The sequence below is a fragment of the Pseudomonas sp. BNK-15 genome (assembly GCF_047456105.1).
In the GTDB taxonomy this organism is placed as follows: Bacteria; Pseudomonadota; Gammaproteobacteria; order Pseudomonadales; family Pseudomonadaceae; genus Aquipseudomonas; species Aquipseudomonas putida_E.
In genome coordinates this window covers 1,527,128-1,550,095 of the sequence record NZ_CP179898.1, presented here as the reverse complement: position 1 = coordinate 1,550,095, position 22,968 = coordinate 1,527,128, and the positions used below count along the sequence as shown (strand labels likewise).

21 protein-coding genes are annotated in these 22,968 nt (G+C 63.2%); 9 read left to right on the top strand and 12 right to left on the bottom strand.

Annotated features, from left to right (window positions below; genetic code table 11):
• Window positions 1-18: 18 nt before the first annotated feature.
• From ACMGF5_RS07080 to ACMGF5_RS07050, 7 genes are all read right to left on the bottom strand, one after another.
• The gene (locus ACMGF5_RS07080) at window positions 19-195 is read right to left on the bottom strand and encodes a hypothetical protein (protein ID WP_414157672.1); all 177 of its coding nucleotides are present in this window, start codon (window positions 193-195) and stop codon (window positions 19-21) included.
• Window positions 192-1,304 carry a PepSY-associated TM helix domain-containing protein gene (locus tag ACMGF5_RS07075; protein WP_125924608.1) on the bottom strand — a complete coding sequence of 371 codons (1,113 nt, stop codon included), beginning with the start codon at window positions 1,302-1,304 and terminating at the stop codon, window positions 192-194. The genes ACMGF5_RS07080 and ACMGF5_RS07075 overlap by 4 nt, the downstream gene beginning before the upstream one ends.
• Window positions 1,305-1,359: 55 nt before the next feature.
• Complete coding sequence (locus tag ACMGF5_RS07070) at window positions 1,360-3,795, bottom strand: TonB-dependent siderophore receptor (protein ID WP_281868235.1); 2,436 nt, start codon at window positions 3,793-3,795, stop codon at window positions 1,360-1,362.
• A 161-nt stretch (window positions 3,796-3,956) separates the two neighbouring features.
• A complete protein-coding gene (locus tag ACMGF5_RS07065) occupies window positions 3,957-4,913 on the bottom strand; it encodes a FecR domain-containing protein (RefSeq protein ID WP_125924610.1) in 957 nt (318 codons plus the stop codon).
• Window positions 4,910-5,428, bottom strand: coding sequence for an RNA polymerase sigma factor (locus ACMGF5_RS07060; RefSeq protein ID WP_115273059.1), 519 nt, complete (start codon window positions 5,426-5,428; stop codon window positions 4,910-4,912). The genes ACMGF5_RS07065 and ACMGF5_RS07060 overlap by 4 nt, the downstream gene beginning before the upstream one ends.
• A 159-nt stretch (window positions 5,429-5,587) precedes the next feature.
• Window positions 5,588-6,298, bottom strand: coding sequence for a PolC-type DNA polymerase III (locus ACMGF5_RS07055; RefSeq protein ID WP_119687886.1), 711 nt, complete (start codon window positions 6,296-6,298; stop codon window positions 5,588-5,590).
• Window positions 6,295-8,232 (bottom strand): putative nucleotidyltransferase substrate binding domain-containing protein, encoded by a 1,938-nt coding sequence (locus ACMGF5_RS07050; RefSeq protein WP_414157671.1) that lies wholly within the window; start codon window positions 8,230-8,232, stop codon window positions 6,295-6,297. The genes ACMGF5_RS07055 and ACMGF5_RS07050 overlap by 4 nt, the downstream gene beginning before the upstream one ends.
• Window positions 8,233-8,417: 185 nt before the next feature.
• On the opposite strand from ACMGF5_RS07050, the gene ACMGF5_RS07045 reads away from it, so the two are divergent.
• Entirely contained in the window at window positions 8,418-8,861 is a 444-nt protein-coding gene (locus tag ACMGF5_RS07045) for a response regulator (RefSeq protein WP_012316605.1), read from the top strand.
• 96 nt (window positions 8,862-8,957) lie between these two features.
• On the opposite strand, the gene ACMGF5_RS07040 is transcribed toward ACMGF5_RS07045, so the two are convergent.
• The gene (locus ACMGF5_RS07040; RefSeq protein WP_115273057.1) at window positions 8,958-11,135 is read right to left on the bottom strand and encodes a malate synthase G; all 2,178 of its coding nucleotides are present in this window, start codon (window positions 11,133-11,135) and stop codon (window positions 8,958-8,960) included.
• Between the two features lie 456 nt (window positions 11,136-11,591).
• Between ACMGF5_RS07040 and ACMGF5_RS07035 the strand changes: the two genes are divergently transcribed.
• Window positions 11,592-12,110: a glycine cleavage system protein R gene (locus ACMGF5_RS07035; RefSeq protein WP_012316603.1), complete on the top strand. Its 519-nt coding sequence runs from the start codon at window positions 11,592-11,594 to the stop codon at window positions 12,108-12,110.
• A gap of 228 nt (window positions 12,111-12,338) precedes the next feature.
• Here ACMGF5_RS07035 and rarD read toward each other — a convergent pair whose 3' ends face one another.
• The 4 genes from rarD to ACMGF5_RS07015 form a co-directional block, all read right to left on the bottom strand.
• Window positions 12,339-13,226 (bottom strand): EamA family transporter RarD, encoded by an 888-nt coding sequence (gene rarD, locus ACMGF5_RS07030; RefSeq protein ID WP_046787543.1) that lies wholly within the window; start codon window positions 13,224-13,226, stop codon window positions 12,339-12,341.
• A 64-nt stretch (window positions 13,227-13,290) separates the two neighbouring features.
• On the bottom strand, window positions 13,291-14,265 hold the full coding sequence (locus ACMGF5_RS07025; protein WP_039602860.1) for a serine/threonine protein kinase: 975 nt from the start codon (window positions 14,263-14,265) through the stop codon (window positions 13,291-13,293).
• A gap of 71 nt (window positions 14,266-14,336) precedes the next feature.
• Window positions 14,337-15,101, bottom strand: a complete 765-nt coding sequence (locus ACMGF5_RS07020) for a TOBE domain-containing protein (protein WP_251962674.1) — start codon at window positions 15,099-15,101, stop codon at window positions 14,337-14,339.
• Between the two features lie 26 nt (window positions 15,102-15,127).
• Window positions 15,128-15,865: a double zinc ribbon domain-containing protein gene (locus tag ACMGF5_RS07015; RefSeq protein WP_414157670.1), complete on the bottom strand. Its 738-nt coding sequence runs from the start codon at window positions 15,863-15,865 to the stop codon at window positions 15,128-15,130.
• Between the two features lie 89 nt (window positions 15,866-15,954).
• On the opposite strand from ACMGF5_RS07015, the gene bioB reads away from it, so the two are divergent.
• From bioB to ACMGF5_RS06980, 7 genes are all read left to right on the top strand, one after another.
• Window positions 15,955-17,013 carry a biotin synthase BioB gene (gene bioB, locus ACMGF5_RS07010; protein WP_046787546.1) on the top strand — a complete coding sequence of 353 codons (1,059 nt, stop codon included), beginning with the start codon at window positions 15,955-15,957 and terminating at the stop codon, window positions 17,011-17,013.
• A gap of 1 nt (window position 17,014) precedes the next feature.
• Window positions 17,015-18,187, top strand: coding sequence for an 8-amino-7-oxononanoate synthase (gene bioF, locus ACMGF5_RS07005; RefSeq protein ID WP_119687883.1), 1,173 nt, complete (start codon window positions 17,015-17,017; stop codon window positions 18,185-18,187).
• Window positions 18,180-18,911, top strand: a complete 732-nt coding sequence (locus ACMGF5_RS07000; protein WP_125924616.1) for an alpha/beta fold hydrolase — start codon at window positions 18,180-18,182, stop codon at window positions 18,909-18,911. The genes bioF and ACMGF5_RS07000 overlap by 8 nt, the downstream gene beginning before the upstream one ends.
• Window positions 18,904-19,722, top strand: a complete 819-nt coding sequence (bioC, locus tag ACMGF5_RS06995; protein ID WP_046787549.1) for a malonyl-ACP O-methyltransferase BioC — start codon at window positions 18,904-18,906, stop codon at window positions 19,720-19,722. Before ACMGF5_RS07000 ends, bioC begins: the two co-directional genes overlap by 8 nt.
• A 10-nt stretch (window positions 19,723-19,732) precedes the next feature.
• Window positions 19,733-20,413: a dethiobiotin synthase gene (bioD, locus tag ACMGF5_RS06990; protein WP_174141944.1), complete on the top strand. Its 681-nt coding sequence runs from the start codon at window positions 19,733-19,735 to the stop codon at window positions 20,411-20,413.
• 117 nt (window positions 20,414-20,530) lie between these two features.
• Complete coding sequence (locus tag ACMGF5_RS06985) at window positions 20,531-20,827, top strand: hypothetical protein (RefSeq protein WP_012316593.1); 297 nt, start codon at window positions 20,531-20,533, stop codon at window positions 20,825-20,827.
• A gap of 307 nt (window positions 20,828-21,134) precedes the next feature.
• On the top strand, window positions 21,135-22,940 hold the full coding sequence (locus tag ACMGF5_RS06980; RefSeq protein ID WP_046787551.1) for a phenylacyl-CoA dehydrogenase: 1,806 nt from the start codon (window positions 21,135-21,137) through the stop codon (window positions 22,938-22,940).
• The last annotated feature ends 28 nt before the right edge of the window (window positions 22,941-22,968 follow it).

Genomic DNA, 22,968 nt, shown 5'->3' with positions numbered 1-22,968 from the left:
GACCGAAGCGGTAGCCGGTTATCGCCGGCACAACCCGCGCAGGCTGAGGATGACGGGCACGCCCAGGCCCAGCCAGGCCAGGGCATCCCACGTACCGTCACCCAGCAAGGCGGCAAACAGGCCGGCGGCACCGAGCAGGCCGATGGCGGCCGGCCAGGTGAAGATGCGCAGGGTCGGTTGCGATTTGTGGCTCATGCCCGCGCCTCCCGGGGTTTGCGCTGTTTGCCCCACCATAGGTAAAGGCCGCTGCCGAGCACGATGATGGTCAACACATCGAGCACTGCCCAGAGGATCTGCATCGGGCGCCCGCCGTAATCGCCAAAGTGCAGTGGCTGCGAGAGGCCCATGGCGTCCATGTACCAGGGGCGTTCGCCCACTGCCGTCACCTGCAGGCTGCGCGCATCGATCAGCACGGGCGTGAGCAGGTGCGATGTCAGGTGGGTGGCGCCTTTCATGAACACGGCGTAGTGGTGCTCGCTGGAGAACCGCGTGCCGGGGAAGGCGATGAAGTCCGGGCGCATGCCGGGTGCGGCCTGCTCGGCGATGTCCAGCAGGCGGCTGGCCGGTGCACGCTCGGTGAGTGGCGGGGCGTCACGGTAGGGCGCGACCATTGCGGCCAGGCTGTCGTTGCGCCAGGCGGCGATGACCAGGTCGGACAGGGCGCTGATGACCCCGGTTACACCGACGGTCAGCGCCCAGGCCAGTGTCACCACCCCGATCAGGTTGTGCAGGTCGAGCCAGCGCAGGCGGCGGGATTTTTCGTGGCGCACCGTGGCGAATTGCAGGCGGCGCATGAACGGTGCGTAGAGCACTGTGCCGGAGATGATCGCGACAACGAACAGCACACCCATGAACGCCAGCAGCAGCTTGCCGGGCAGCCCGGCGAACATGTCGACGTGCAGGCGCAGCATGATCATCATGAAACCGCCGTTGGCGGCCGGCATGGCGACGGCTTCGCCGGTGCGGGCGTCGAGCATGAAGGTGTGTGACGAATTGGGTTCGGTGCCGGCAGTGGCAGCGGTGATCGCCACCACGCCGTTGCGTTCGTCTTCGTCATAGCCGAAGTACTGCATCACCTCGCCGGGACGATGCTGCTCGGCCTTGAGCACCAGCTGTTGCAGGTCCAGGTGTGGGGTGCCTGCAGGCATCTCGCGCAGCTTTGGTGCGTCACCGAGCAGGTGTTCGATTTCGTGGTGGAAGATCAGCGGCAGGCCGGTGAGGGCCAGCAACAGCAGGAACAGGGTGCAGACCAGGCTGCTCCAGGTGTGAATCACGGACCAGCGGCGGATGGTTTGGCTTTTCATCACGGTACCGAATGTGCCTGATGGAACCTGGGGCCGCACAGCGGCCCCGATTCGCTCAGAACTTATAATTGACGCTGGCCACTACGTTGCGTTCGTCGCCGTAGTAGCAGTAGTAACCGTCACAAGTCGACAGGTAATCCTTGTTGAACAGGTTCTTCGCATCTACGGCAACGGTCACGCCCTTGAGGGTTGGGTTCAGGCGGCCCAAGTCGTAATGCACCGAGGCATCGTAGACGGTGTATGAGCCCACATGGCCCCAGTCGGTATTGGTGGTGTTGCCATAGGTGTCACCCACATAGCGCACACCGACGCCCACGCCAAAGCCATCGAGCGCACCTTCGTGCCAGGTGTAGTCGGCCCAGGCAGTGGCCTGGTTACGAGGGACCTGGGCCATGCGCTTGCCCTTCTCACCGTCGTTGCCTTTGGTGATCTCGCTGTCGTTATAGGTGTAGGAACCGATCAATTTCAGGTTCTTGGTTACATCCGATGTGGCTTCAAGCTCCAGGCCTTTGACGCGAACTTCACCTACTTGGCGAGTCACACCGCCCTCGGTTACCGACATGTTTTCTTGGGTCAGGTCGAATACCGCTGCGCTAAGCAGTGTCTTGCTGCCAGGGGGCTGGTACTTGATGCCCAGTTCGTACTGTTTGCCTTCGGTAGGTTTAAAAGCATCGGTGCTGTTCACTGCGGCACCGGTTGCGGCCTGGAACGACTCGGCATACGAGAAGTACGGGGTAATGCCGTTGTCGAAAACGTAGCTCAGTGCTGCGTTACCGCTGAATTTCTTGTCACGCTGGGTATTGGTGGCGTCGCCCTGGTTGTGGAAGGTGGTGCCGGTGTGTACCCAGTCTTCACGGCCGCCCAAGGTCAGGCGCCAGTTGTTCAGGGCCATCTGATCCTGGACATACAGACCGGTCTGCTGGGTTTTCTGATCGTAGTCATACATGTCGAAGTACTGGACGTTCGAGAAATCCTGGCCGTAGATCGGGTTGTGGATATTGCTTGGCGGCACGCCGGCCGAACCCCAGCGCCAGCGGGCATTGCTGTCCGAACGTTGGTGATCGAGCCCCAGCAGCAGGGTATGGGCGACCATGCCAGTCTGGAAGTCCGCTTGGAAGTTGTTATCCACCGCGAACTGGGAGATATCTTCCTCGACGATGCCGGCGGTGCGTTGCACCGTGCCATCGGCGCTGACTGCTTCGTCCGGGCCTGCCGGCCAGATCGAACCGCCGGCGGTGATGCCCTTGAAGTCCAGCTCGTTGCGCGCGTAACGCAGGTTCTGGCGGAACTGCCATGTGTCGTTCAGGCGGGTCTCGAACGCGTAGCCCAAATGATAGTAAGTGCGATCGTAGGATTCCCAGTCCGGGTCGCCCAGGTTCTTGTGGTGGGAGATCTTGCCTGCAGGACTGTCCAGTTTGGTGCCCTGCAAGGGAAGGAACTGGCCGGTGATACCGGTATCGTCGCGGGTGTACTGGGTAATGAACGTCAGTTTGGTGTCGTCATTGATGTTCCAGGTCAAGCTGGGTGCGATGTTGTAGCGCTTGTCCGGAATATGATCGATCGGTGTGCCGCTGTCGCGCACGGTACCGCTCACACGGTAGAGAAACCGTCCCGCGTCATCGATCTTGCCAGTGCTGTCGAAGTTGATCTGTTTGTGGTTGTTGCTGCCAACCTGGGCTTCAACTTCGTGGCTGCTTTCAAAATCCGGGCGGCGGCTGGTCATGTCCAGCAAGCCGCCGGGAGGGGTCTGGCCGTAAACGGAAGAGGCCGGGCCACGCAGTACCGCGATGCGCTCCAGGTTCCAGGGCTCTATTTTCGGCGACGCATAGTTACCCTTTGGCAATGGCAGACCGTCAAGAAACTGGGTGGGCACGAAGCCGCGCACCAACAGCCAGTCGCTGCGCGAGTCGGAGCCGTAGCCGCTGCTCTGTACGCCAGCGGTGTAGCGCAAGGCGTCGTTGAGATTGAGGACCGGGCGGTCTTCCATCTGCTGGCGGGTGATCACCGTCACCGAGCGTGGTAGTTCGGCAATGGCTGTGTCTGTCTTGGTGCCAGCGGCGGTGCGTGTTGCCGTGTAGCCCTCAACCGGGCCCCAGGCGCTTTCGTACGATGCATTGGCATTGATCGCGGTCTCGGGCAACGCCAGAGTGCCATCAGGAACAGCCACCAGGCTGTAGCTGCCGACAGTGCTCTGCTGCAGCTGCAGGCCGGTACCGAGCAGGGCGGCCTGCAGGGCGCCGAGGCCGTCGTACTGGCCGTTGACCGGCGCCGAGTTTCGGCCGCTGACCAATGCCGGGTCAATGGCCAAGGTGATGCCCGACTGGCTGGCGATCTGGTTCAGGGTGGTGGCCAGCGGGGCGCTGGGCAGGTCGTAGGCACGCTGTGCGGACTGCTCGGCGGCGAACAGGGCAGTGCTGGCCAACGGGGCAGCCAGGGCGATGGCCAAGGCCATCAGGCTGGGGCGCAGGATACGATCAACGGCACGGGACATGCAGCGGTTCCTCGACGGATAAGTGCTAATTGCTTCCTTGCCGAGCGAGATTTCAGAAGTGACAGGGGTATCTGGAAAAAAAGTGGAAATGGTTTGTATTTGTACGCAGCCAGCTTAGGCCTTCATTGCCGGCAAGCCGGCCCCACGGGGGCGCTATGGTGCTACTTGGGCACCACGCTCACCCACCACTGGGTATGCCGCTCGATCTTCACCGGCAACGCGGGCACCAGCGAAGCGAGGGCCAGGTCGGTATCGGTCAGCGGGAAGCTCCCCGTCACGCGCAGGTCGGCCACTTCATCGGCCACGCCCAGGTGGCCGCTACGGTATTGGCCCAGCTGCGCTACCAGGTCGGCCAGGCGGATGTTGTCCACCACCAGCATGCCGCGGGTCCAGGCATCCGCACCGGCTTGCACGGGCGCGATACGGCCCAGGCCATTGGCGTTCATGAGCACCTGCTGACCTTCGCGCAGTACCTGCTCGTCGCCACTGTTGAGCGGCTGCGCTGCGACCGAGGACTGCAACACCTCCAGGCGGGTACCGTTATTTTCGCGACGCACCAGAAAGCGCGTGCCCAGAGGGCGCAGGCGGCCATCGTCGGTGCGCACCAGCAACGGGCGAGGGTCCTGGTGGCCGGTCTCCACCGAGATTTCACCCTGGTGCAGCACCAGTACACGCTGGTCGCCTTCGTAGTCGATGTCGACCGCGGTATGAGTGTTCAGGCTCAGCAGCGTGCCGTCCTCCAGGCGCAGGGTCCGCAGTTCGCCGGTGGCGGTGCGCTGATCGGCCAGCCAGTAGCTTGCCGATAGCGATGGCGCGCCAACCCAAGCCAACAGTGAGCCGAGCAGGAACATGCCAGCCAGGCCGCCGCCCACCTTGGCCACCCGCCGGCGCAACCCTGCGCGCGATTGCTGCAGGGCCTGGCGCGCGGGGCCGGCTGCGGCACTGACCCGCTGATCGAGGGTGCCCAACTGGCGCCAGGCGCGAGCGTGTTCCTCGCTGGCGGCATGCCAGCGCATGAACTCGCTGCGTTCGTCGGGCGTACCGGTACCGTCGTCCAGGCTCAGTTTCCAGGCGATGGCAGCTTCAAGGACCCCGGCAGAAACCGGTGAGTTGTTCACGTCGGCTCCCCATACAGGGCCACATAGCACTGGCGCATGCCTTGGGCGATGTACTGGCGCACCCGCGATACCGATACGCCCAGGCGCTCGGCGATTTCGGCGTGGCTCATGCCGTCCAGGCGATTGTGCAGGAACGCCGTGCGTGCCTTGCTCGACAGCTTGCCGAGCAGGCGGTCGATGGCCTTGAGGTCTTCGAGGATCAGGTGCTGGAGTTCCGGGGAGGGCTGCTCGGCTTCCGGCAAGCGGGCCAGTTCGGCCAGGTAGGCCTGCTCCAGGGCTGCGCGGCGAAAGTGGTCGAACATCAGCCCCTTGGCCACTGCGGCCAGGAAAGCGCGCGGCTCACGGGGGGTGTCCAGTTGTTCGCGCCCGAGCAGGCGCACGAAGGTGTCCTGGCTCAGGTCTTCGGCACGCTGGCGGCAGGCCATGCTGCGTTGCAGCCAGGCAAGCAGCCAGCTGCGATGGTCGCGGTACAGCGCACCGACCAGTTCGGCGTGTGGGCTCTGAGCAGAAGACAAGCAGTGTCCCCCCCGGAACGAATGCGTTAACTAACGATAATTATTCGCGATTGTTGCAGAGGCGGGGGGCGCGGCGCAATGGACGCTTATCGGGTTGCCACTGTCATGGTGGGCGCGGTGCCCGATATCACAGGTGCAGCCCCTTCAAAGGGTATGTTTCTAAAGCCCATGCCCCTGCACATTGCGCCGCCGCCACCCGCGCAAGCGCTGCTCCAGCTGCAATGGGCTGTCCAGCTGCTGGCGACGGGCCTGGCTGAACAGGATCAACGCCAGTTCAGCGGTGACTTGGGCATCAGCGCTGGCGTGGTGGCGCTCATCCACCTGCAGCCCGAAGCGCGCCACCCAGTCATCCAGCCCTGCTTCGCGCAGTACCGTGTCAGGGTTGAGCATGGGCGCCAGTTCAGCAACATCGAGGAAGGGCTGTTGCAGGCGATGCCCAAGGGTTTCTTTCAATGCCCGAGCCAGCATGCGCTGGTCGAACGGTGCATGGAACGCCAGCACCGGGCTGTCACCGATGAACTCGAGCAGGTCGAGCAACGCCTCGGCCGGGTCGCTGCCTGCGGCCAGGGCGCTCGGGCCCAGGCCATGGATGAGTACACTGGCGTTGGTTTTCTGGGCCGGGCGGTGCAGGGTACGCTCGAACTGCTGGGAGAAGTCGATGGCGCCGTCTTCGATGGCTACGGCACCGATCGACAGCACCTGGTCGCGGTTGGGGTTCAGGCCGCTGGTCTCAAGGTCCAGCACCACCCAGCGCTGCTCACGCAGCGAGCACACGCCCAGCGGTGCGGGTTTTGGCAGGCGCGACAGGCGTTGATGCAGTGCACCGTCCAGGGCCGGCGCGGCAGGGCGCAGCCAGGCGAACAGGCTCATAGCTGGTACCGCAGGGCCAGGCTGCTTTGCAGGCGCTGCGCCTGGCGCAGGGACTCACGCAGGATGCGCCGGTCCAGATGGTTGAGGCTGTCCGGATCGAGGCGGTTGGAGTACGGCTGATTGTCGCGGGTCTGGCGCTGGTGCTGCTGCATGCGCGTTTGCTGGATGAAATGGTAGGCCTCTTCGTAGGCCGCGCCGTCGAGCGCCTCGATAACGCCTTTGTCGACCAGCTGGCGCAGGCGCTCCAAGGTGTTGCAGGCGCCGATGCCATTGGCCAGGGCCAGCAGCCGCGCACCATCGACGAAGGGTGTCAGGCCCTGGACCTTGAGGTCCAGGGTAGCGGCCTTGTCGTTGCCTTGGCGGGTCAGGACGAATTCGCGCAGGCGGCCTACCGGAGGCCGCTGACGCAAGGCGTTATCGGCCATCATGCGCTGGAAAATGCGGTTCTCGGCTACTTGTTCCAGCATGCTTTGGCGCAGCTGTTCGCAACCCTGTTCGTCGCCCCAGACCACACGCAGGTCGAAATAGATGCTCGAGCCGAGCAGGTTCTCTGGGCTGGCTTCACGGATGAAGCCGGCGAAGCGCCGTGCCCATTCAGTGCGCGACAGGCACAGCTCGGGGTTGCCTGCCATGACGTTACCCTTGCACAGGGTGAAGCCGCATTGGGCCAGGCATTGGTTGATGTAGTGGGCCAGAGGTAGCAGGCGGGCGCGAATGGCTTCGGCTTCGCTGCTGTCAGCTGCCTCGAACAGGATGCCGTTGTCCTGGTCGGTATGCAGGGTCTGTTCACGGCGCCCTTCGCTGCCAAAGCACAGCCAGCTGAACGGCACCCCAGGGTCGCCGCGTTCGGCCAGAGCCAGTTCGATTACCCGGCAGACAGTGTGGTCGTTGAGCAGGGTGATGATCTGGGTAATCTGGGTCGACGACGCGCCGTGGGCGAGCATGCGCTCCACCAGCTGGCCGATCTCGCCACGCAGCGCCACCAGCGAGTCCAGGCGCGGTGCATGGCGGATGGTGCGGGCCAGGTGCACGAGGTCGACCCGTTGCAGGGAAAACAGGTCGCGCTCCGAGACCACGCCGCACAGGCGCTGGTTGTCCACCAGGCAAACATGGGCAATGTGTCGCTCGGTCATGGCCATGGCCGCGTCGAAGGCGCTGGCCTGCGGGCTGAGGTAGAAGGGTTTGACGGTCATGTGCCGTTCGATGGCGGCACCGAGGTCGGCATCGACAGTAGCCACCACTTGGCGCAGGTCACGCAGGGTGAAGATGCCCACCGGGTAACGCTGCGCATCGACCACCACGATGCTGCCGACCTGCTGCTCGTGCATCGACCGCACGGCGTCGCGCAGCGGCGTGTCCGGGGTGCAGACCACCGGGTGACGCATGGCCAGTTCACCCAGCGGGGTGTTCAGTGAGTATTGGGTGCCGAGTGTTTCCACCGCTCGTTGGCGCACCTGCTGGTTGACCTGGTCAAGCAGGCTGCTGACACCGCGCAGCGCAAAATCCCGAAACACATCCGACAGGGAAAACACACGGATGAAGGCGGCTTTGTTCAATTGCAGGCAGAACGTGTCCTCGCCCGCCAGGTGCTCGGTGCGGGTAGCGCGCTCGCCGAGCAGGGCGGCCAGCGGGAAGCACTCGCCGCTGGTGATCTCGAAGGTGGTTTCCACGCCGGGCTTGACCAGGTGCTGGCGCTCACCGATCACGCGCCCCTGTTTGACGATGTAGAAGTGCTCCACCGGGCCGTCAGCGGGTTTGATGATGCTTTCCCCGCTGGCGTAGAAACGCAACTGGCACTGTTCCACCAGGAACGCCAGGTGGCTGTGTTCCATTTGGTTGAACGGCGGGAAACGCTGCAAAAACTGCAGGGTGCCCTGAATGTTCTGCAGAACGGCAGTTCTGCCCGCCTGGCTGTAGGCGTCGTTTTTGCTCATGACACTGACCGTATCGCTACGCCGAACTATATATATCTATATATAGGTGCGGCCTTGTTGTTCTCGGTCCCCATGGTCGGCTGACGGCCGTGCGGTGCCCATTGGACGTAAGTCTATGAGCGTAGTGTGATCAATATCGCAAGCTGCGGTCTTACCGGTGAGCAAGACTATTTGATGAGACGACCATGGTTGAGCATGACGACATCCTGAGTGACGCCGAACGTGAGGCACTGGCCGGGTTGAGTGCACCTGTTGCGCCCAGGCCGGTGGTATTGGTGGTTGATGACAACCCGGTGAACAGTGAGGCCCTGTGCCTTTACCTGAAGAGCAGGGGGATCGACTGCATGCAGGCCGATGGTGCTCAGGAGGCGATGTTCAAATTGCATTACGAACCGCGCATCGCCCTGATGATCACCGACCTGCGCATGCAGCCCAAGGATGGCCTGGAGCTTATCCGGCAGATTCGTGAGTCGGAACGGGCGGCGTTGTCGATCATCGTGGTGTCAGGCGACACCGATGTGAAGGAGGCGGTGGATGTGATGCACCTGGGGGTGGTGGATTTTTTGCTGAAGCCGGTGGATCTGGGGAAACTGCTGGGGTTGGTGAAGAAAGAATTGAAGCTTGAGTGAGCGGGATTGGGGCTGCTTTGCAGCCCTTTCGCGACACAAGGCCGCTCCTACAGGGGAATGCGATCCTCCTGTAACTGATGGAGCGGCCCCGGTGTCTTACAGCCCGTTACGCGCCTTGAACTCGCGGCGGCGACGGTGCAGTACCGGCTCGGTATAACCGTTCGGTTGCTTGGCACCCTCGATTACCAGTTCCACTGCAGCCTGGAATGCCACGTTGTCGTCGAAGTTCGGCGCCATCGGGCGGTACAGGGCGTCACCGGCGTTCTGCTTGTCGACCACGGCGGCCATGCGCTGGAGGCTTTCCAGCACCTGCTCCTGGGTAACCACGCCATGGCGCAGCCAGTTGGCCAGCAGCTGGGCCGAGATACGCAGGGTAGCGCGGTCTTCCATCAGGCCCACATCGTTGATGTCCGGCACTTTGGAGCAACCCACGCCCTGGTCGATCCAGCGAACCACATAGCCGAGGATGCCCTGGGCGTTGTTGTCCAGCTCGTTGCGGATCTCTTCGGCCGACCAGTTGGTGTCAGCTGCCAGCGGGATGGTCAGGATGTCGTCGACCGAGGCCGGGGCGCGGCTGGCCAGCTCGCGCTGACGCGCCTGCACGTCGACTTTATGGTAGTGCAGGGCGTGCAGGGTGGCGGCGGTCGGCGACGGTACCCAGGCGGTGTTGGCACCGGCCAGCGGGTGAGCGATCTTCTGCTCGAGCATGGCAGCCATCAGGTCCGGCATGGCCCACATGCCTTTGCCGATCTGCGCCCGCCCTTGCAGGCCGGTGGCAAGGCCGACGTCGACGTTGTTGTTCTCGTAGGCACCGATCCACTTTTCGTTCTTCATGGCGCCCTTGCGCACCACGGCGCCGGCCTCCATGGAGGTGTGGATTTCGTCACCGGTACGGTCGAGGAAGCCAGTGTTGATGAACACCACACGCTCGGCTGCCGACTTGATGCAGGCCTTGAGGTTGACCGTGGTACGGCGCTCCTCGTCCATGATGCCGACCTTGACGGTGTTGCGCGGCATGCCCAGCAGGTCTTCGACGCGGCTGAAGATCTCGGCGGCGAACGCCACTTCTTCAGGGCCGTGCATCTTCGGTTTGACGATGTAGACGCTACCGGTACGGGTGTTCTTGCGGCTGGTGTTGCCGTTGAGGTTGTGCAGGGCGATCAGGTTGGTGAACAGCCCGTCCTGGATGCCTTCGGGAATCTCGTTGCCTTGGGCATCGAGAATGGCCGGGTTGGTCATCAGGTGGCCCACGTTGCGCACGAACAACAGCGAACGACCGTGAAGGGTCACGGTGCCGCCATTGGGCGCTGCGTACTCGCGGTCCGGGTTCATGGTGCGGGTGAAAGTCTTGCCGCCTTTGCTGACGCTCTCGGCCAGGTCGCCTTTCATCAGGCCCAGCCAGTTACGGTAGACGATGACCTTGTCGTCGGCATCGACGGCAGCGACCGAGTCTTCACAGTCCATGATGGTGGTCAGCGCCGATTCCATCAGGATGTCTTTGACACCGGCGGCGTCGGTGCTGCCGACCGGGGTGCTGGCATCGACCTGGATTTCGAAGTGCAGGCCATTGTGCTTGAGCAGCACGGCGGTTGGCGCGGCGGCATCGCCGTGGAAGCCGATCAGCTGGGCGTCGTCACGCAGGCCGCTGTTGCTGCCGCCCTTGAGGGCAACGACCAGCTTGCCGCCTTCGATGCGGTAAGCGGTGGAGTCGACGTGCGAGCCAGCGGCCAGCGGCGCGGCTTCGTCGAGGAAGGCGCGGGCGAAGGCGATGACCTTGTTGCCACGGACCTTGTTGTAGCCCTGGCCTTTTTCGGCGCCGCCTTCATCGCTGATGGCATCGGTGCCGTACAGTGCGTCGTACAGCGAGCCCCAGCGGGCGTTGGCGGCGTTCAGGGCAAAGCGGGCGTTCATCACCGGCACGACCAGCTGTGGGCCGGCCATGTGGGCGATCTCTTCGTCCACGTTCTGGGTGGTGGCCTGGAAATCGTCGGCTTGTGGCAGCAGATAGCCGATTTCCTGAAGGAAGCTTTTATAGGCGACGGCGTCGTGTGCCTGGCCTTTGCGTGCCTGGTGCCAGGCGTCGATCTTGGCTTGCAGCTCGTCGCGCTTGGCGAGCAGGGCTTTGTTCTTTGGGGCGAGGTCGTTGATGATCTTTTCTGCCCCGGCCCAGAACGCATCGGCCTTGACGCCGGTTCCAGGGATCGCTTCGTTGTTGACGAAGTCGTACAGGGCCTTGGCGACCTGAAGGCCACCGACTTGAACGTATCCAGTCATTGCTTGCCTCACCTTTGCTCAGCTATTTCGCTTTCGCTCTTCTGTATTAAGCCTGTAGCGCTTCTCTAAACACGGCACCAGTACATGCTCTCACCACTCACGAGAGCGGCTGGGTGCGGCTCGCCAGAAAGGCTGGCGGGCGGTTGGCGTATTTTCACAGGCGCCTTGGCAGACATCGTAACGACGTTTTGTAGTCCGCGCCGAGGCATACTACATGAAGCAGCAGGCCGGTGAACATCAGACTAAAAGCGTCGCTCCGCGACCGATTGGTCGCGGAGGGTCACGCTGGGAGTGGCTATGTTCGCAAAAAACCGGTGGATTGTTCCAGATAAATCTTGAAACAGTACACGATTAGTTCGGCAGACCGTCCTGCGGCAGGTTGCCGCGCCTTGCCTATACTGAACCAATCCCCCCGTATTCTCGCCGCTGCAGGCGGCACGACGCAGAGGAAGCCCTGTGGATCATCTTGTACTGACCGTGATTGCTCCTGACAAGGCCGGCCAGGTCGAACGGATTGCCCAGTGCATCGCCGACCACAACGGTAACTGGCTGGAGAGCCGTATGTCGCGTATGGCCGGGCAGTTCGCCGGCATCCTGCGGGTCGCGGTGCCGGCAGAGAGCTACGATGAGCTGGTGAAATCACTTCAGGCCCTGGGGCAGTACGATATCCGTGTGCTGATCGCAGAAAGCGGCATCGAGCCTTCCTGTACCTGGAAGCCGATCGCGATGGAGTTGGTGGGTAATGATCGCCCAGGCATCGTACGTGATATCACCCGCTTGCTCGCTGACCAAGGGGTGAACCTTGAGCGCTTCACCACCGAAGTGCGCCCGGCGCCGATGAGCAGCGAGCCGTTGTTCCATGCCGATGCCTTGCTGGCGCTGCCATTGACTTTGTCGCTGGATGATCTGCAGCAGAAGCTGGAGAGCCTGGCGGATGACTTGATGGTGGAGTTGAAATTGCGGCCCCAGGATTGAGCCGAGGCGGTAGCAGGTTATCCCGATTAACCGGGGACGGCCCTGTGGATAACCTGGGGGCGCTCCTCGCTAGCCCAGAGACGGCGAGCTCTCCCGCTGTTTGGTCAAAAAACAGCCACTAATCAATGGCTTGTGCACAAAGCACGGGGACGAGGGTGTGGATAACCTCTGGAGATGTTCTGCCAGGCCACGGCCGGCGTGGCCTGCAGAGTTTTGATCGTTTTTTGATCAGGCGCGCTTGCGCAGGTTCAGCCAGGCATCGACGCTGTAGAGCGCCAGGCCAGCCCAGATGCACAAGAAAGCCATCAGGCTGCTGGAAGACAGGTGCTCGTCAAATAGCAGTACCGCTTGCAGCAGTACCAAGGTCGGCGCCAGATACTGCAGGAAGCCCAGGGTGGTGTAGGGCAAGTGCCGCGCAGCGGCGTTGAAGCACACCAGTGGTATCAGCGTTACCGGCCCGGCTGCGATCAGCCATAGCGCTTCGCTGCTGGTATAGAAACTGCCTTGTGCACTCATCGCGGCAGGGTGCAGCAGCAGCCAGCCAAGCGCCAGGGGCACCAGCATCCAGGTTTCCACCACCAGGCCGGGCAGCGCCGCCACCGGTGCCTGCTTGCGGATCAGGCCGTAGAAGCCAAACGTCAGCGCCAGTACCAATGACACCCAAGGCAGGCTACCGACTTGCCACACCTGTTGCGCCACACCTACTGCGGCCATGCCCACTGCCAGCCATTGCAGGCGGCGCAGGCGCTCACCCAGCAAAAGCATGCCCAGCAGCACGTTCACCAGCGGGTTGATGTAGTAGCCCAGGCTGGCCTCGAGCATGCGCCCGTTATTGACCGACCATACGTAAGTCAGCCAGTTGCCGGCAATCAGGGCGCCACTGAGGGCAAGAATGGCCAGGCGGCGGGGGTTGTCGCGCAGCTCGCGCCACCACCCTGGGTGCTTCCACACCAACAGCAGCAGCGAACCGAACAAAGCGGACCAGAGCACCCGGTGCACGATGATCTCAACCGCCGGGACACTTTGTATGGCTTTGAAATAGAGGGGGAACAAGCCCCAGATGATGTAGGCCGAGAGGCCAAGAATGTACCCGCGACGCGGGTTTGCGGCGTGCATGCAGAATCCTTGCTTAGGTAGCTAAATACAGCGACGCCTATTGTAGACAGACCTTTGCAGGCATTTAGAACAATTTCAGGGGTTGCTCGTCGAGTGCCGCTGTTTGCTCGCGCAGGGCCAGGATCTGATCGCCCCAGTAACGCGGTTGGCCAAACCAGGGGAAGCTGCGCGGGAATGCCGGGTCGTCCCAGCGCCGTGCCAGCCAGGCGCTATGGTGCAGCTGGCGCAAGGCGCGCAGCGGTTCGATCAGGGGCAGCTCGCGCGGGTCGAAATCGTGAAACTCGTTGTAGCCGTCGATCAGCTCTGCCAGTTGGCCCAGGCGTTCTTCACGGCTGCCGGCCAGCATCATCCACAGGTCTTGCACGGCCGGGCCCATCCGGCAGTCATCGAGGTCGACGACGTGGTAGACGTCGTCGCGATGCATCAGGTTGCCGGGGTGCAAGTCGCCGTGCAGGCGCATGACCTGATGTGGGGTGCGTGCGTAGATGTCTTCGACCCGTTTGAGCAGCTCGCGCGCTACAGACTCGAACGCGGGCAGCAATTCCCGAGGTACGAAGTTGCCATCAAGCAGGGTTTGCAGGGAGGCGTGGCCAAAGTTATCCACAGTCAAGGCTTCGCGATGCTCGAACGGGCGTGTTGCCGCCACGGCATGCAGGCGGCCCAGCAGCTGGCCCAGACGGTAGAGCTGGTCGAGGTTGCCCGGCTCCGGTGCGTGGCCGCCGCGGCGGGGAAACAGCGTGAAGCGAAAGCCCTGGTGCTCGAACAGGGTCTGTTCATTGTGCTGCAGCGGGGCGACCACCGGCACTTCGCACTCAGCAAGCTCGGCGGTGAAGCGGTGTTCTTCAAGAATCGCTTCATTGCTCCACCGGCCGGGTCGATAGAACTTGGCGATCAGTGGTTGCTCGCCTTCGATACCCACTTGGTAGACGCGGTTCTCGTAGCTGTTCAAGGCCAGTACGCGGGCGTCGCTGAGAAAGCCGAGGCTCTCCACGGCGTCCAGTACCAGGTCGGGGGTGAGGGTCGCGAAGGGGTGAGACATGGTGGCTCCGGGGTGGGCTGCAAGGGCTCATGGTATCAGTGCCGGCCCTCTGGCGGGGTGGCGCGACCAACCTACACCGGTACCCCCAGCAATACATGGGAGGGATGAAACTGCACCCGGACCTGGCTACCTGTTGTCACTGCCTCTTGTGCCAGCCAGTGCGCATCGGCAAACGCGCAGAGTGTCTGGCCATTACCCAGCGCCAGCCTCACTTCACTGGTGTCATGCCCATCCGCTATCACCTCTTCCACGGTGGCCTTGAGCACATTGCTGCCCGCTTCGGCTTCATCTGCGGCGCTCGATAACCGCACCCACCCGGCCTTGAGCAACGCCACCACCATGGTTCCGAGCGTCAGCTCCAGGCGTGAAGTGCTGTCGTGTGTGATCAGTGCCTCGATTTCCAGCCCGCCACCCAGCGCCAGGCTCACGCGGTCGTGCCGCCCCTCGCGGCGCAAGCCGCTGACCTGGCCTTGCAGCTGGTTGCGGGCACTGGTGCGCAACATCAGGCGCCCAAGCAGGTCAAGGTCGCTGGATTCTTCGGCAGCCTCGAGAATCTGGGCCTGCAAGGCCTGCAAGCGTTGGTAAAGGCGCAGTACCCGCTCGCCTTCGCCCGACAGGCGAGCGCCACCGCCGCCGCGCCCGCCGGTGCTACGCTCGACCAGCGGCTGGCTGGCCAGGTTGTTGAGTTCGTCTATGGCGTCCCATGCGGCTTTGTAGCTTATGCCTGCCGCCTTCGCGGCGCGGGTGATCGAACCTTGCTCAGCGATATGCTGAAGCAAAGCGATGCGCTGTGGGCGGCGAGCGATGTGCTGGGTGAGCAGGGCGGGCAGGGTCATGATGGCGCCTATCTGGGACTGACCGGTCAAGCTTGCCCCGGTTTTGTCGTGCGTGCCAGGCAATACACATCAACGCGGCGTGCGCCGGCGCCGCGCAGCAGGGCGGCGATGCTTTGCGCCGTGGCACCGGTGGTCAGCACGTCATCGACCACGGCCACATGCAGGCCGTGCAATGCGCTTTCATCAACCACCGCAAAGGCCTGCTGCAGATTACGCCGTCTGGCCTTGGCATCCAGGCTTTGCTGCGCCGGTGTTTCGCGGGTGCGCCGCAGCAATCGCTCGTTGCAGTCGATTGCCAGGGCCTTGGCCAACCACTTTGCCAGCATGCCTGCCTGGTTGAAGCCACGCTCGCGCTGTCGACGCTTTGCCAGTGGCACAGGCAACAGCAGCGATGGCCTGGCCAGGCCATCGGCAAAGCGGTGGCGCAAATCCAGGCTGAGCATTTCGGCCATCAAGCGCCCCAATGGCCACTGGCGATTGTGTTTGAAGCGGCTGATCAGTGTGTCCACGGGAAAGCCGTAATACCACGGCGCCACCACTTGTTCGAAGGCCGGGGCACGGCGACTGCACTGGGCGCAGGTCAGGCCGGCCATTGGCAGCGGTAGCGCGCAATGCATGCAGTACTCACTCAGCCAGGGCAGGTCCTCCTCGCACGCAATACAGATGGGGTGGGGCTGCTCGGCAGAAGTGCCGCACAGCAAACAGGTATGTTCAATATTTGTACACTTGTAAACCAGTGCTTTTAACCAAGGTTGACAGTTCATAGGCCTTCCATGACTATGCGAGCTATCCGTGATGCGCTGGCGGGCATTCCTGTCCCGGCGCCAGCTACAGCCTAAACAAGGAAACGCCGATGAGCGCCAGCACAACTGCAACAACACGTCACGACTGGTCCCTGGCCGAGGTGAAGGCCCTGTTCCAGCAACCGTTCAACGACCTGCTGTTCCAGGCGCAAACCGTGCATCGGGCGCATTTCGACCCTAACCGCGTACAGGTTTCCACGCTGCTGTCGATCAAGACCGGCGCCTGCCCGGAAGATTGCAAATATTGTCCACAGTCGGGCCACTACAACACCGGGCTGGAAAAACAGAAGCTGATGGAAGTGCAGAAGGTGCTGGAAGAAGCGGCGCGGGCCAAGGCCATCGGTTCTACCCGCTTCTGCATGGGCGCCGCCTGGAAGCACCCCTCGGCCAAGGACATGCCCTACGTGCTGGAAATGGTCAAAGGGGTCAAGGCCATGGGGCTGGAAACCTGCATGACCCTCGGCAAGCTCGATCAGGACCAGACCCAGGCGCTTGCCCAGGCAGGCCTGGATTACTACAACCACAACCTCGATACCTCGCCGGAGTTCTACGCCAGCATCATCACCACCCGTACTTACAGCGAGCGTCTGCAGACCTTGGCCTACGTACGCGATGCCGGGATGAAAATCTGCTCCGGTGGCATCCTCGGGATGGGCGAGTCGCTCGACGATCGTGCAGGCCTGTTGATCCAGTTGGCCAACCTCCCCGAGCATCCCGAGTCGGTGCCGATCAACATGCTTGTGAAAGTGGCCGGTACCCCCCTGGCCGAAGAAGAAGATGTCGACCCGTTCGACTTCATCCGTATGCTGGCGGTCGCGCGGTTGCTGATGCCCAAGTCGCATGTGCGCCTGTCCGCCGGCCGCGAGCAGATGAACGAGCAGATGCAAGCGCTGGCCTTCATGGCCGGGGCCAATTCGATCTTCTATGGCGAGAAACTGCTGACCACCGCCAACCCTCAGGCCGACAAGGACATGCAGCTGTTCGCTCGCCTGGGCATCAAGCCTGAAGCGCGTGAAGAGCATGCCGACGAAGTGCACCAGGCCGCCATCGAACAGGCGCTGGTAGAGCAACGCAGCAGCGAGCTGTTCTATAACGCCGCGTCTGCCTGAGATGGCCTTCGATCTTGCAGCGCGTCTTGCCGAACGGCGCGCTGCAGACCTGTATCGGCAGCGACCGCTGCTACAAAGCCCGCAGGGGCCGAATGTAGTGGTCGATGGCCAGCCGTTGCTGGCTTTCTGCAGTAATGACTACCTGGGTCTGGCCAACCACCCTGAGGTGATTGCCGCTTGGCAGGCCGGCGCCGAGCGTTGGGGTGTCGGTGGCGGAGCCTCGCATCTGGTGGTCGGCCACAGCACGCCGCACCATCAGGTCGAAGAGGCGCTGGCCGAATTGACCGGTCGCCCGCGTGCCTTGCTGTTTTCTACCGGCTACATGGCCAACCTCGGGGCCATTACCGCGCTGGTGGGGCAGGGCGATACGGTGTTGCAGGACCGCCTCAACCATGCCTCGCTGCTCGATGGCGGATTGCTCAGTGGTGCCCGCTTCAACCGTTACCTGCACAACGATGCAGTCAGCCTGGCCAACCGCCTGGGCAAGGCCTGCGGCAATACCTTGGTGGTCACCGACGGTGTTTTCAGCATGGACGGTGATCTGGCCGACCTGCCTGCACTGGCCGAGGTCGCGCGTGCGCGTGGTGCCTGGTTGATGGTCGACGACGCTCACGGCCTGGGTACCTTGGGTGCCCAGGGCGGCGGAATCGTCGAACACTTTGGCCTGGGCATCGATGACGTGCCCGTGCTGATCGGTACGCTGGGCAAGGCTTGCGGCACCGCGGGCGCCTTCGTTGCGGGCAGCGATGATTTGATCGAGGCACTGGTGCAGTTCGCCCGGCCGTACATCTATACCACCAGCCAGCCGCCGGCACTGGCCTGCGCCACGCTCAAGAGCCTGGAGCTGCTGCGCCGCGAAACCTGGCGCCGTGAGCACCTGGCCGGGTTGATCCGGCAGTTCCGCGAGGGTGCCGTGCAGATCGGCCTGCAGCTGATGGACAGCCCTACCCCGATCCAGCCGATCCTGATCGGCGACAGCGCACAGGCACTGCGCCTGTCGCAGATGCTGCGCGAACGAGGCCTGTTGGTCACCGCCATCCGCCCGCCTACCGTACCTGCTGGCAGTGCACGGCTAAGGGTAACCTTGAGCGCTGCGCACAGTGAGGCGCAGGTACAGCTATTGTTGAATGCATTGGCCGATTGTTATCCACAGCTGGAGGCCGCCGATGCGTAACCGACTGATCCTTCTTCCCGGCTGGGGCCTGGGTACTGCGGCCCTGGAGCCGCTGGCCGCCAGCCTGCGTGCGCAGGACGCGCGTCTGCAGGTCGAGCTGGCGCCCCTGCCGGAGCTGGCCGACGCCGATGTCCAGGCGTGGGTCGACTACCTTGACCGCAAACTGCCCAGTGATACCTGGCTGGGCGGCTGGTCGCTCGGCGGCATGCTCGCCAGTGAGCTGGCTCGCAAGCGTGGCGACCACTGTTGCGGGCTGTTGACCTTGGCCAGCAATCCCTGCTTCGTGGCACGGGCGGATTGGCCGCATGGCATGGCCGATGACACCTTCGGGACCTTCCTCGACGGTTGCCGCAGCCACACCTGCGTTACCCTCAAGCGTTTCCGTACCTTGTGCAGTGACGGCGCCCTGCAGCCGCGCACGTTGCTGCGCCAGCTGGGCGTGGGGGTACCGGAGACCGACCCGCTGTACCTGGCCACCGGGCTTGAGGTGCTGGCACAACTGGATACCCGCGAGGCGCTGCAGGCGTACGGCGGCCCGCAACTGCACCTGTTCGCCGGCAGTGATGCGTTGGTGCCCCCCGAGGCGGCCAAAGCGCTGAGCGAGTTGTTGCCCGACGTTGAAGTCGGCCTGGTTGAAGAGAGTTCCCACGCGTTCCTGCTGGAGTACCCGCAGGAGCTGGCGGCGGGCATCAAGAGTTTCCTGCATGAGAGTGGCGATGACTGACCTTTCCCGTCCAACCCTGCCCGGCGCGCTGCCGGACAAGCGCCAGGTAGCGGCCTCGTTCTCCCGCGCGGCAGCCAGCTACGACAGCGTGGCGGCCTTGCAGCGCGCGGTGGGCATGACCCTGCTGGAGCAGTTGCCGGACGCACTGACGCCATCGCGCTGGCTCGACCTTGGCAGTGGTACGGGGCATTTCAGCCGGGTGCTGGCCGAGCGCTTCACGCCGGCGACGGGCGTGGCGGTGGACATCGCCGAAGGCATGTTGCGCCATGCCCGAGGCGAGCAGGGCGGGGCCCGCTACCATGTGGCAGGCGACGCCGAGCGGCTGCCGCTGCTTGATCACAGCGTCGACCTGGTTTTCTCTAGCCTGGCGGTGCAGTGGTGCGCGCAGTTCTCCAGCGTGCTGGAAGAAGCACGGCGGGTATTGCGCCCGGGCGGTGTGCTGGCTTTCAGCAGCCTGTGTGTCGGTACCCTCGATGAATTGCGCGCCAGTTGGCAGGCCGTGGATGGCATGGTGCATGTCAACCGCTTCCGCCGGTTCGAGGACTATCAGCGACTGTGCGCGGCAAGCGGCCTGGAGCAGCTTGGCCTGCGTCAGCAGGCGCATGTGCTGCACTACCCGCATGTGCGCGGCCTGACCCATGAGCTAAAGGCACTTGGCGCCCACAACCTCAACCCTGGGCGGCCGTCGGGCCTGACTGGCCGTACCCGCATGCAGGGGCTGCTGCAGGCGTATGAAGCATTCCGCCAGCCGCAAGGGCTGCCCGCCACCTATCAGGTGGTCTATGGTGTGTTGCGCAAGCCAAAGGCGTGAGAGGAGCGAAATGAGCCAGGCCTATTTCATCGCGGGTACCGATACCGATGTCGGCAAGACAACCATCGCAGCCGGGCTGTTGCATGCCGCACGGCTGCAGGGCCTGAGTACGCTGGGTGCAAAGCCGGTGGCGTCCGGCTGCACAGTGACCGCAAAGGGGCTGCGCAACGCTGACGCCCAGGCATTGATCGACGAGAGCACGCTCAAACTGCCTTATGAAGCGATCAACCCTTTTGCATTTGAACCTGCCATCGCGCCGCACGTGGCGGCGCGTGAAGCGGGTGTGACGCTGGAGGTGCCGGCCCTGCTCCAGGCCATGCGTCACGTGCTGGATCAGGGCGCGGATTTCACCCTGGTCGAAGGTGCCGGTGGCTGGCGCGTGCCGCTGTCCGGCCATGCCAATCTGTCCGACCTGGCAATCGCCCTCAAGTTGCCGGTGATTCTGGTGGTAGGGGTGCGTCTTGGCTGCATCAACCATGCATTGCTCAGCGCCGAGGCAATCGCCAGGGACGGGTTGCAACTGGCAGGCTGGGTGGCCAATGTCATCGACCCGCGTACGTCGCGGTTGGAGGAGAACCTCGCCAGCCTGGCCGAGCGCTTGCCAGCGCCTTGCCTGGGGCGGGTGCCCAAGCTCAAGCAAGCGACTGCCGATGCAGTCGCGGAACATCTACAGCTGGACTTGCTGGACTGAGCGCCATGCCTCACGTCTATCAGATGGCACGGGGCCATTAGCGATTTAAACGGGCCTTTATGGCCCGGGCCTGTTTTAATCAGGCCTGTTCACATCCAGCGTCATTGGAGTTTTGACATGGAAATCACCGGTAGCTCCGCCTACTACGCGGGCCTCAGCGCCATCCAGAGCGGGCAGAACCGCGTCGACCAGGCGGCCAGCCAGATCGCCAGCAACACTGTCGAACGCGCCGCCACCAGCCAGTCCAGCGATTTTCAGGCCGAGCGCCTGCGTGCGGTTGACCGCAGCCAGCAGATGGACCTTGCCACCAGCACTGTACAGCTGGCGCTGGGCAAAACCGAGGTCGAACTGGGCGCGAAAGTCGCCAAGGCTTCCGACGAAATGCTCGGTCGGTTCATCGATACCTACGCCTGAAGGCGCGGCACTTTCACAAACCTGCACAGTGCTCTGTGGAAGCGGGCCTGCCTGCGGATGCGTTTGATCAGGCTAGATTTTTTGCCTGAGCCAACGCCTTCGTGGGCAGGCCCGCTGCCATTGTCGTGGGCGTCTTTTCAGGCGATGGCATAAACGCCATGTTTCGCGGCATAAATGGCATCATAGTCCCTCCTTGACATCGGTCAGTCCTAAACGTAAGTTTCAAACAACTGTTTGACCGAAAGCCGGCAAGAGCTGGTCGGTATCAGCGGTCTCCCTACCGGACTCATCACAGAGGTTCATCGCAATGCCTGATTACAAAGCCCCCTTGCGTGATATTCGCTTCGTTCGCGACGAGCTGCTTGGCTATGAGGCGCACTATCAGAGCCTGCCGGGTTGCCAGGACGCAACGCCCGACATGGTCGACGCGATCCTCGAAGAAGGCGCGAAATTCTGTGAGCAGGTGCTGGCCCCGCTGAACCGTGTCGGTGACCTGGAAGGCTGCACCTGGAGCGAGTCCGGCGTGAAGACCCCGACCGGTTTCAAGCAGGCCTACGAGCAGTTCGTCGAAGGCGGCTGGCCAAGCCTTGCCCATGATGTCGCCCATGGCGGCCAGGGCCTGCCAGAGTCGCTGGGCCTGGCGTTGAGCGAGATGGTGGGTGAGTCGAACTGGTCGTGGGGCATGTACCCGGGCCTGTCCCATGGTGCGATGAACACCATTTCTGCGCACGGTACTGTAGAGCAGCAGGAAACCTACCTGACCAAACTGGTATCGGGCGAATGGACAGGCACCATGTGCCTGACCGAACCGCACTGCGGCACCGACCTGGGCATGCTGCGCACCAAGGCCGAGCCGCAAGCTGACGGCTCCTACCGCATTTCCGGCACCAAGATCTTCATTTCTGCCGGCGAACACGACATGGCCGATAACATCGTCCACATCGTGCTGGCCCGCCTGCCGGATGCCCCGGCCGGCACCAAAGGTATTTCGCTGTTCATCGTGCCGAAGTTCCTGCCCAACGCCGAAGGCGGCGTGGGTGAGCGCAACGGCGTGAGCTGCGGCTCGCTCGAGCACAAGATGGGCATCCACGGCAACGCTACCTGCGTGATGAACTTCGACAGCGCCACCGGCTACCTGATCGGCCCAGCCAACAAGGGCCTGAACTGCATGTTCACGTTCATGAACACCGCCCGCCTGGGCACCGCGCTGCAGGGCCTGGCACATGCCGAGGTGGCCTTCCAGGGTGGCCTGAAGTACGCCCGTGACCGCCTGCAGATGCGTTCGCTGACCGGCCCCAAAGCGCCTGACAAGGCTGCTGACCCGATCATCGTGCACCCGGACGTTCGCCGCATGCTGCTGACCATGAAGGCCTTCGCCGAAGGCAACCGCGCCATGGTCTACTTCACCGCCAAGCAGGTGGATATCGTCAAATACAGCCAGGACGAGGAAGAGCGCAAGAAGGCCGACGCCCTGCTGGCCTTCCTGACCCCGATCGCCAAGGCCTTCATGACCGAAGTCGGCTTCGAGGCGGCCAACCACGGCGTGCAGATCTACGGCGGCCACGGCTTCATCGCCGAGTGGGGCATGGAGCAGAACGTGCGCGACAGCCGTATCTCCATGCTGTACGAAGGCACTACCGGCATTCAGGCCCTCGACCTGCTGGGCCGCAAAGTGCTGATGACCCAGGGCGAAGCGCTCAAGGGCTTCACCAAGATCGTGCACAAGTTCTGCCAGGCGCAGGAAGGCAATGAGGCGGTCAGGGAGTTCGTCGAGCCGCTGGCTGCGATCAACAAGGAATGGGGCGAACTGACCATGAAAGTGGGCATGGCCGCCATGAAGGACCGCGAAGAAGTAGGCGCTGCATCGGTGGATTACCTGATGTACTCCGGTTATGCGTGCCTGGCGTACTTCTGGGCCGACATGGCACGCCTGGCTGCCGAGAAGCTGGCTGCCGGCACTTCGGAAGAAGCCTTCTACACCGCCAAGCTGCAGACGGCGCGCTTCTACTTCCAGCGTATCCTGCCGCGCACCCGCACGCACGTGGCGACCATGCTGTCCGGTGCCAGCAACCTGATGGCGATGGACGAAGAGCACTTCGGCCTGTCCTACTAAGCCGCAAGGCGTCACTGAAGCCCGCTTG

What these genes read in the sequence shown, in the direction of transcription:
- bioB (WP_046787546.1), top strand. Translation starts at nt 15,955, where the DNA reads ATGAGCGCCAGCACAACTGCAACAACACGTCACGACTGGTCCCTGGCC.
- ACMGF5_RS07000 (WP_125924616.1), top strand. Translation starts at nt 18,180, where the DNA reads ATGCGTAACCGACTGATCCTTCTTCCCGGCTGGGGCCTGGGTACTGCG.
- ACMGF5_RS07040 (WP_115273057.1), bottom strand. Translation starts at nt 11,135, where the DNA reads ATGACTGGATACGTTCAAGTCGGTGGCCTTCAGGTCGCCAAGGCCCTG.
- ACMGF5_RS07055 (WP_119687886.1), bottom strand. Translation starts at nt 6,298, where the DNA reads ATGAGCCTGTTCGCCTGGCTGCGCCCTGCCGCGCCGGCCCTGGACGGT.
- ACMGF5_RS07075 (WP_125924608.1), bottom strand. Translation starts at nt 1,304, where the DNA reads ATGAAAAGCCAAACCATCCGCCGCTGGTCCGTGATTCACACCTGGAGC.
- ACMGF5_RS07025 (WP_039602860.1), bottom strand. Translation starts at nt 14,265, where the DNA reads ATGTCTCACCCCTTCGCGACCCTCACCCCCGACCTGGTACTGGACGCC.
- ACMGF5_RS07015 (WP_414157670.1), bottom strand. Translation starts at nt 15,865, where the DNA reads ATGAACTGTCAACCTTGGTTAAAAGCACTGGTTTACAAGTGTACAAAT.
- ACMGF5_RS07045 (WP_012316605.1), top strand. Translation starts at nt 8,418, where the DNA reads ATGGTTGAGCATGACGACATCCTGAGTGACGCCGAACGTGAGGCACTG.
- rarD (WP_046787543.1), bottom strand. Translation starts at nt 13,226, where the DNA reads ATGCACGCCGCAAACCCGCGTCGCGGGTACATTCTTGGCCTCTCGGCC.
- ACMGF5_RS07020 (WP_251962674.1), bottom strand. Translation starts at nt 15,101, where the DNA reads ATGACCCTGCCCGCCCTGCTCACCCAGCACATCGCTCGCCGCCCACAG.
- bioC (WP_046787549.1), top strand. Translation starts at nt 18,904, where the DNA reads ATGACTGACCTTTCCCGTCCAACCCTGCCCGGCGCGCTGCCGGACAAG.
- bioF (WP_119687883.1), top strand. Translation starts at nt 17,015, where the DNA reads ATGGCCTTCGATCTTGCAGCGCGTCTTGCCGAACGGCGCGCTGCAGAC.
- bioD (WP_174141944.1), top strand. Translation starts at nt 19,733, where the DNA reads ATGAGCCAGGCCTATTTCATCGCGGGTACCGATACCGATGTCGGCAAG.
- ACMGF5_RS06980 (WP_046787551.1), top strand. Translation starts at nt 21,135, where the DNA reads ATGCCTGATTACAAAGCCCCCTTGCGTGATATTCGCTTCGTTCGCGAC.
- ACMGF5_RS06985 (WP_012316593.1), top strand. Translation starts at nt 20,531, where the DNA reads ATGGAAATCACCGGTAGCTCCGCCTACTACGCGGGCCTCAGCGCCATC.
- ACMGF5_RS07070 (WP_281868235.1), bottom strand. Translation starts at nt 3,795, where the DNA reads ATGTCCCGTGCCGTTGATCGTATCCTGCGCCCCAGCCTGATGGCCTTG.
- ACMGF5_RS07080 (WP_414157672.1), bottom strand. Translation starts at nt 195, where the DNA reads ATGAGCCACAAATCGCAACCGACCCTGCGCATCTTCACCTGGCCGGCC.
- ACMGF5_RS07050 (WP_414157671.1), bottom strand. Translation starts at nt 8,232, where the DNA reads ATGAGCAAAAACGACGCCTACAGCCAGGCGGGCAGAACTGCCGTTCTG.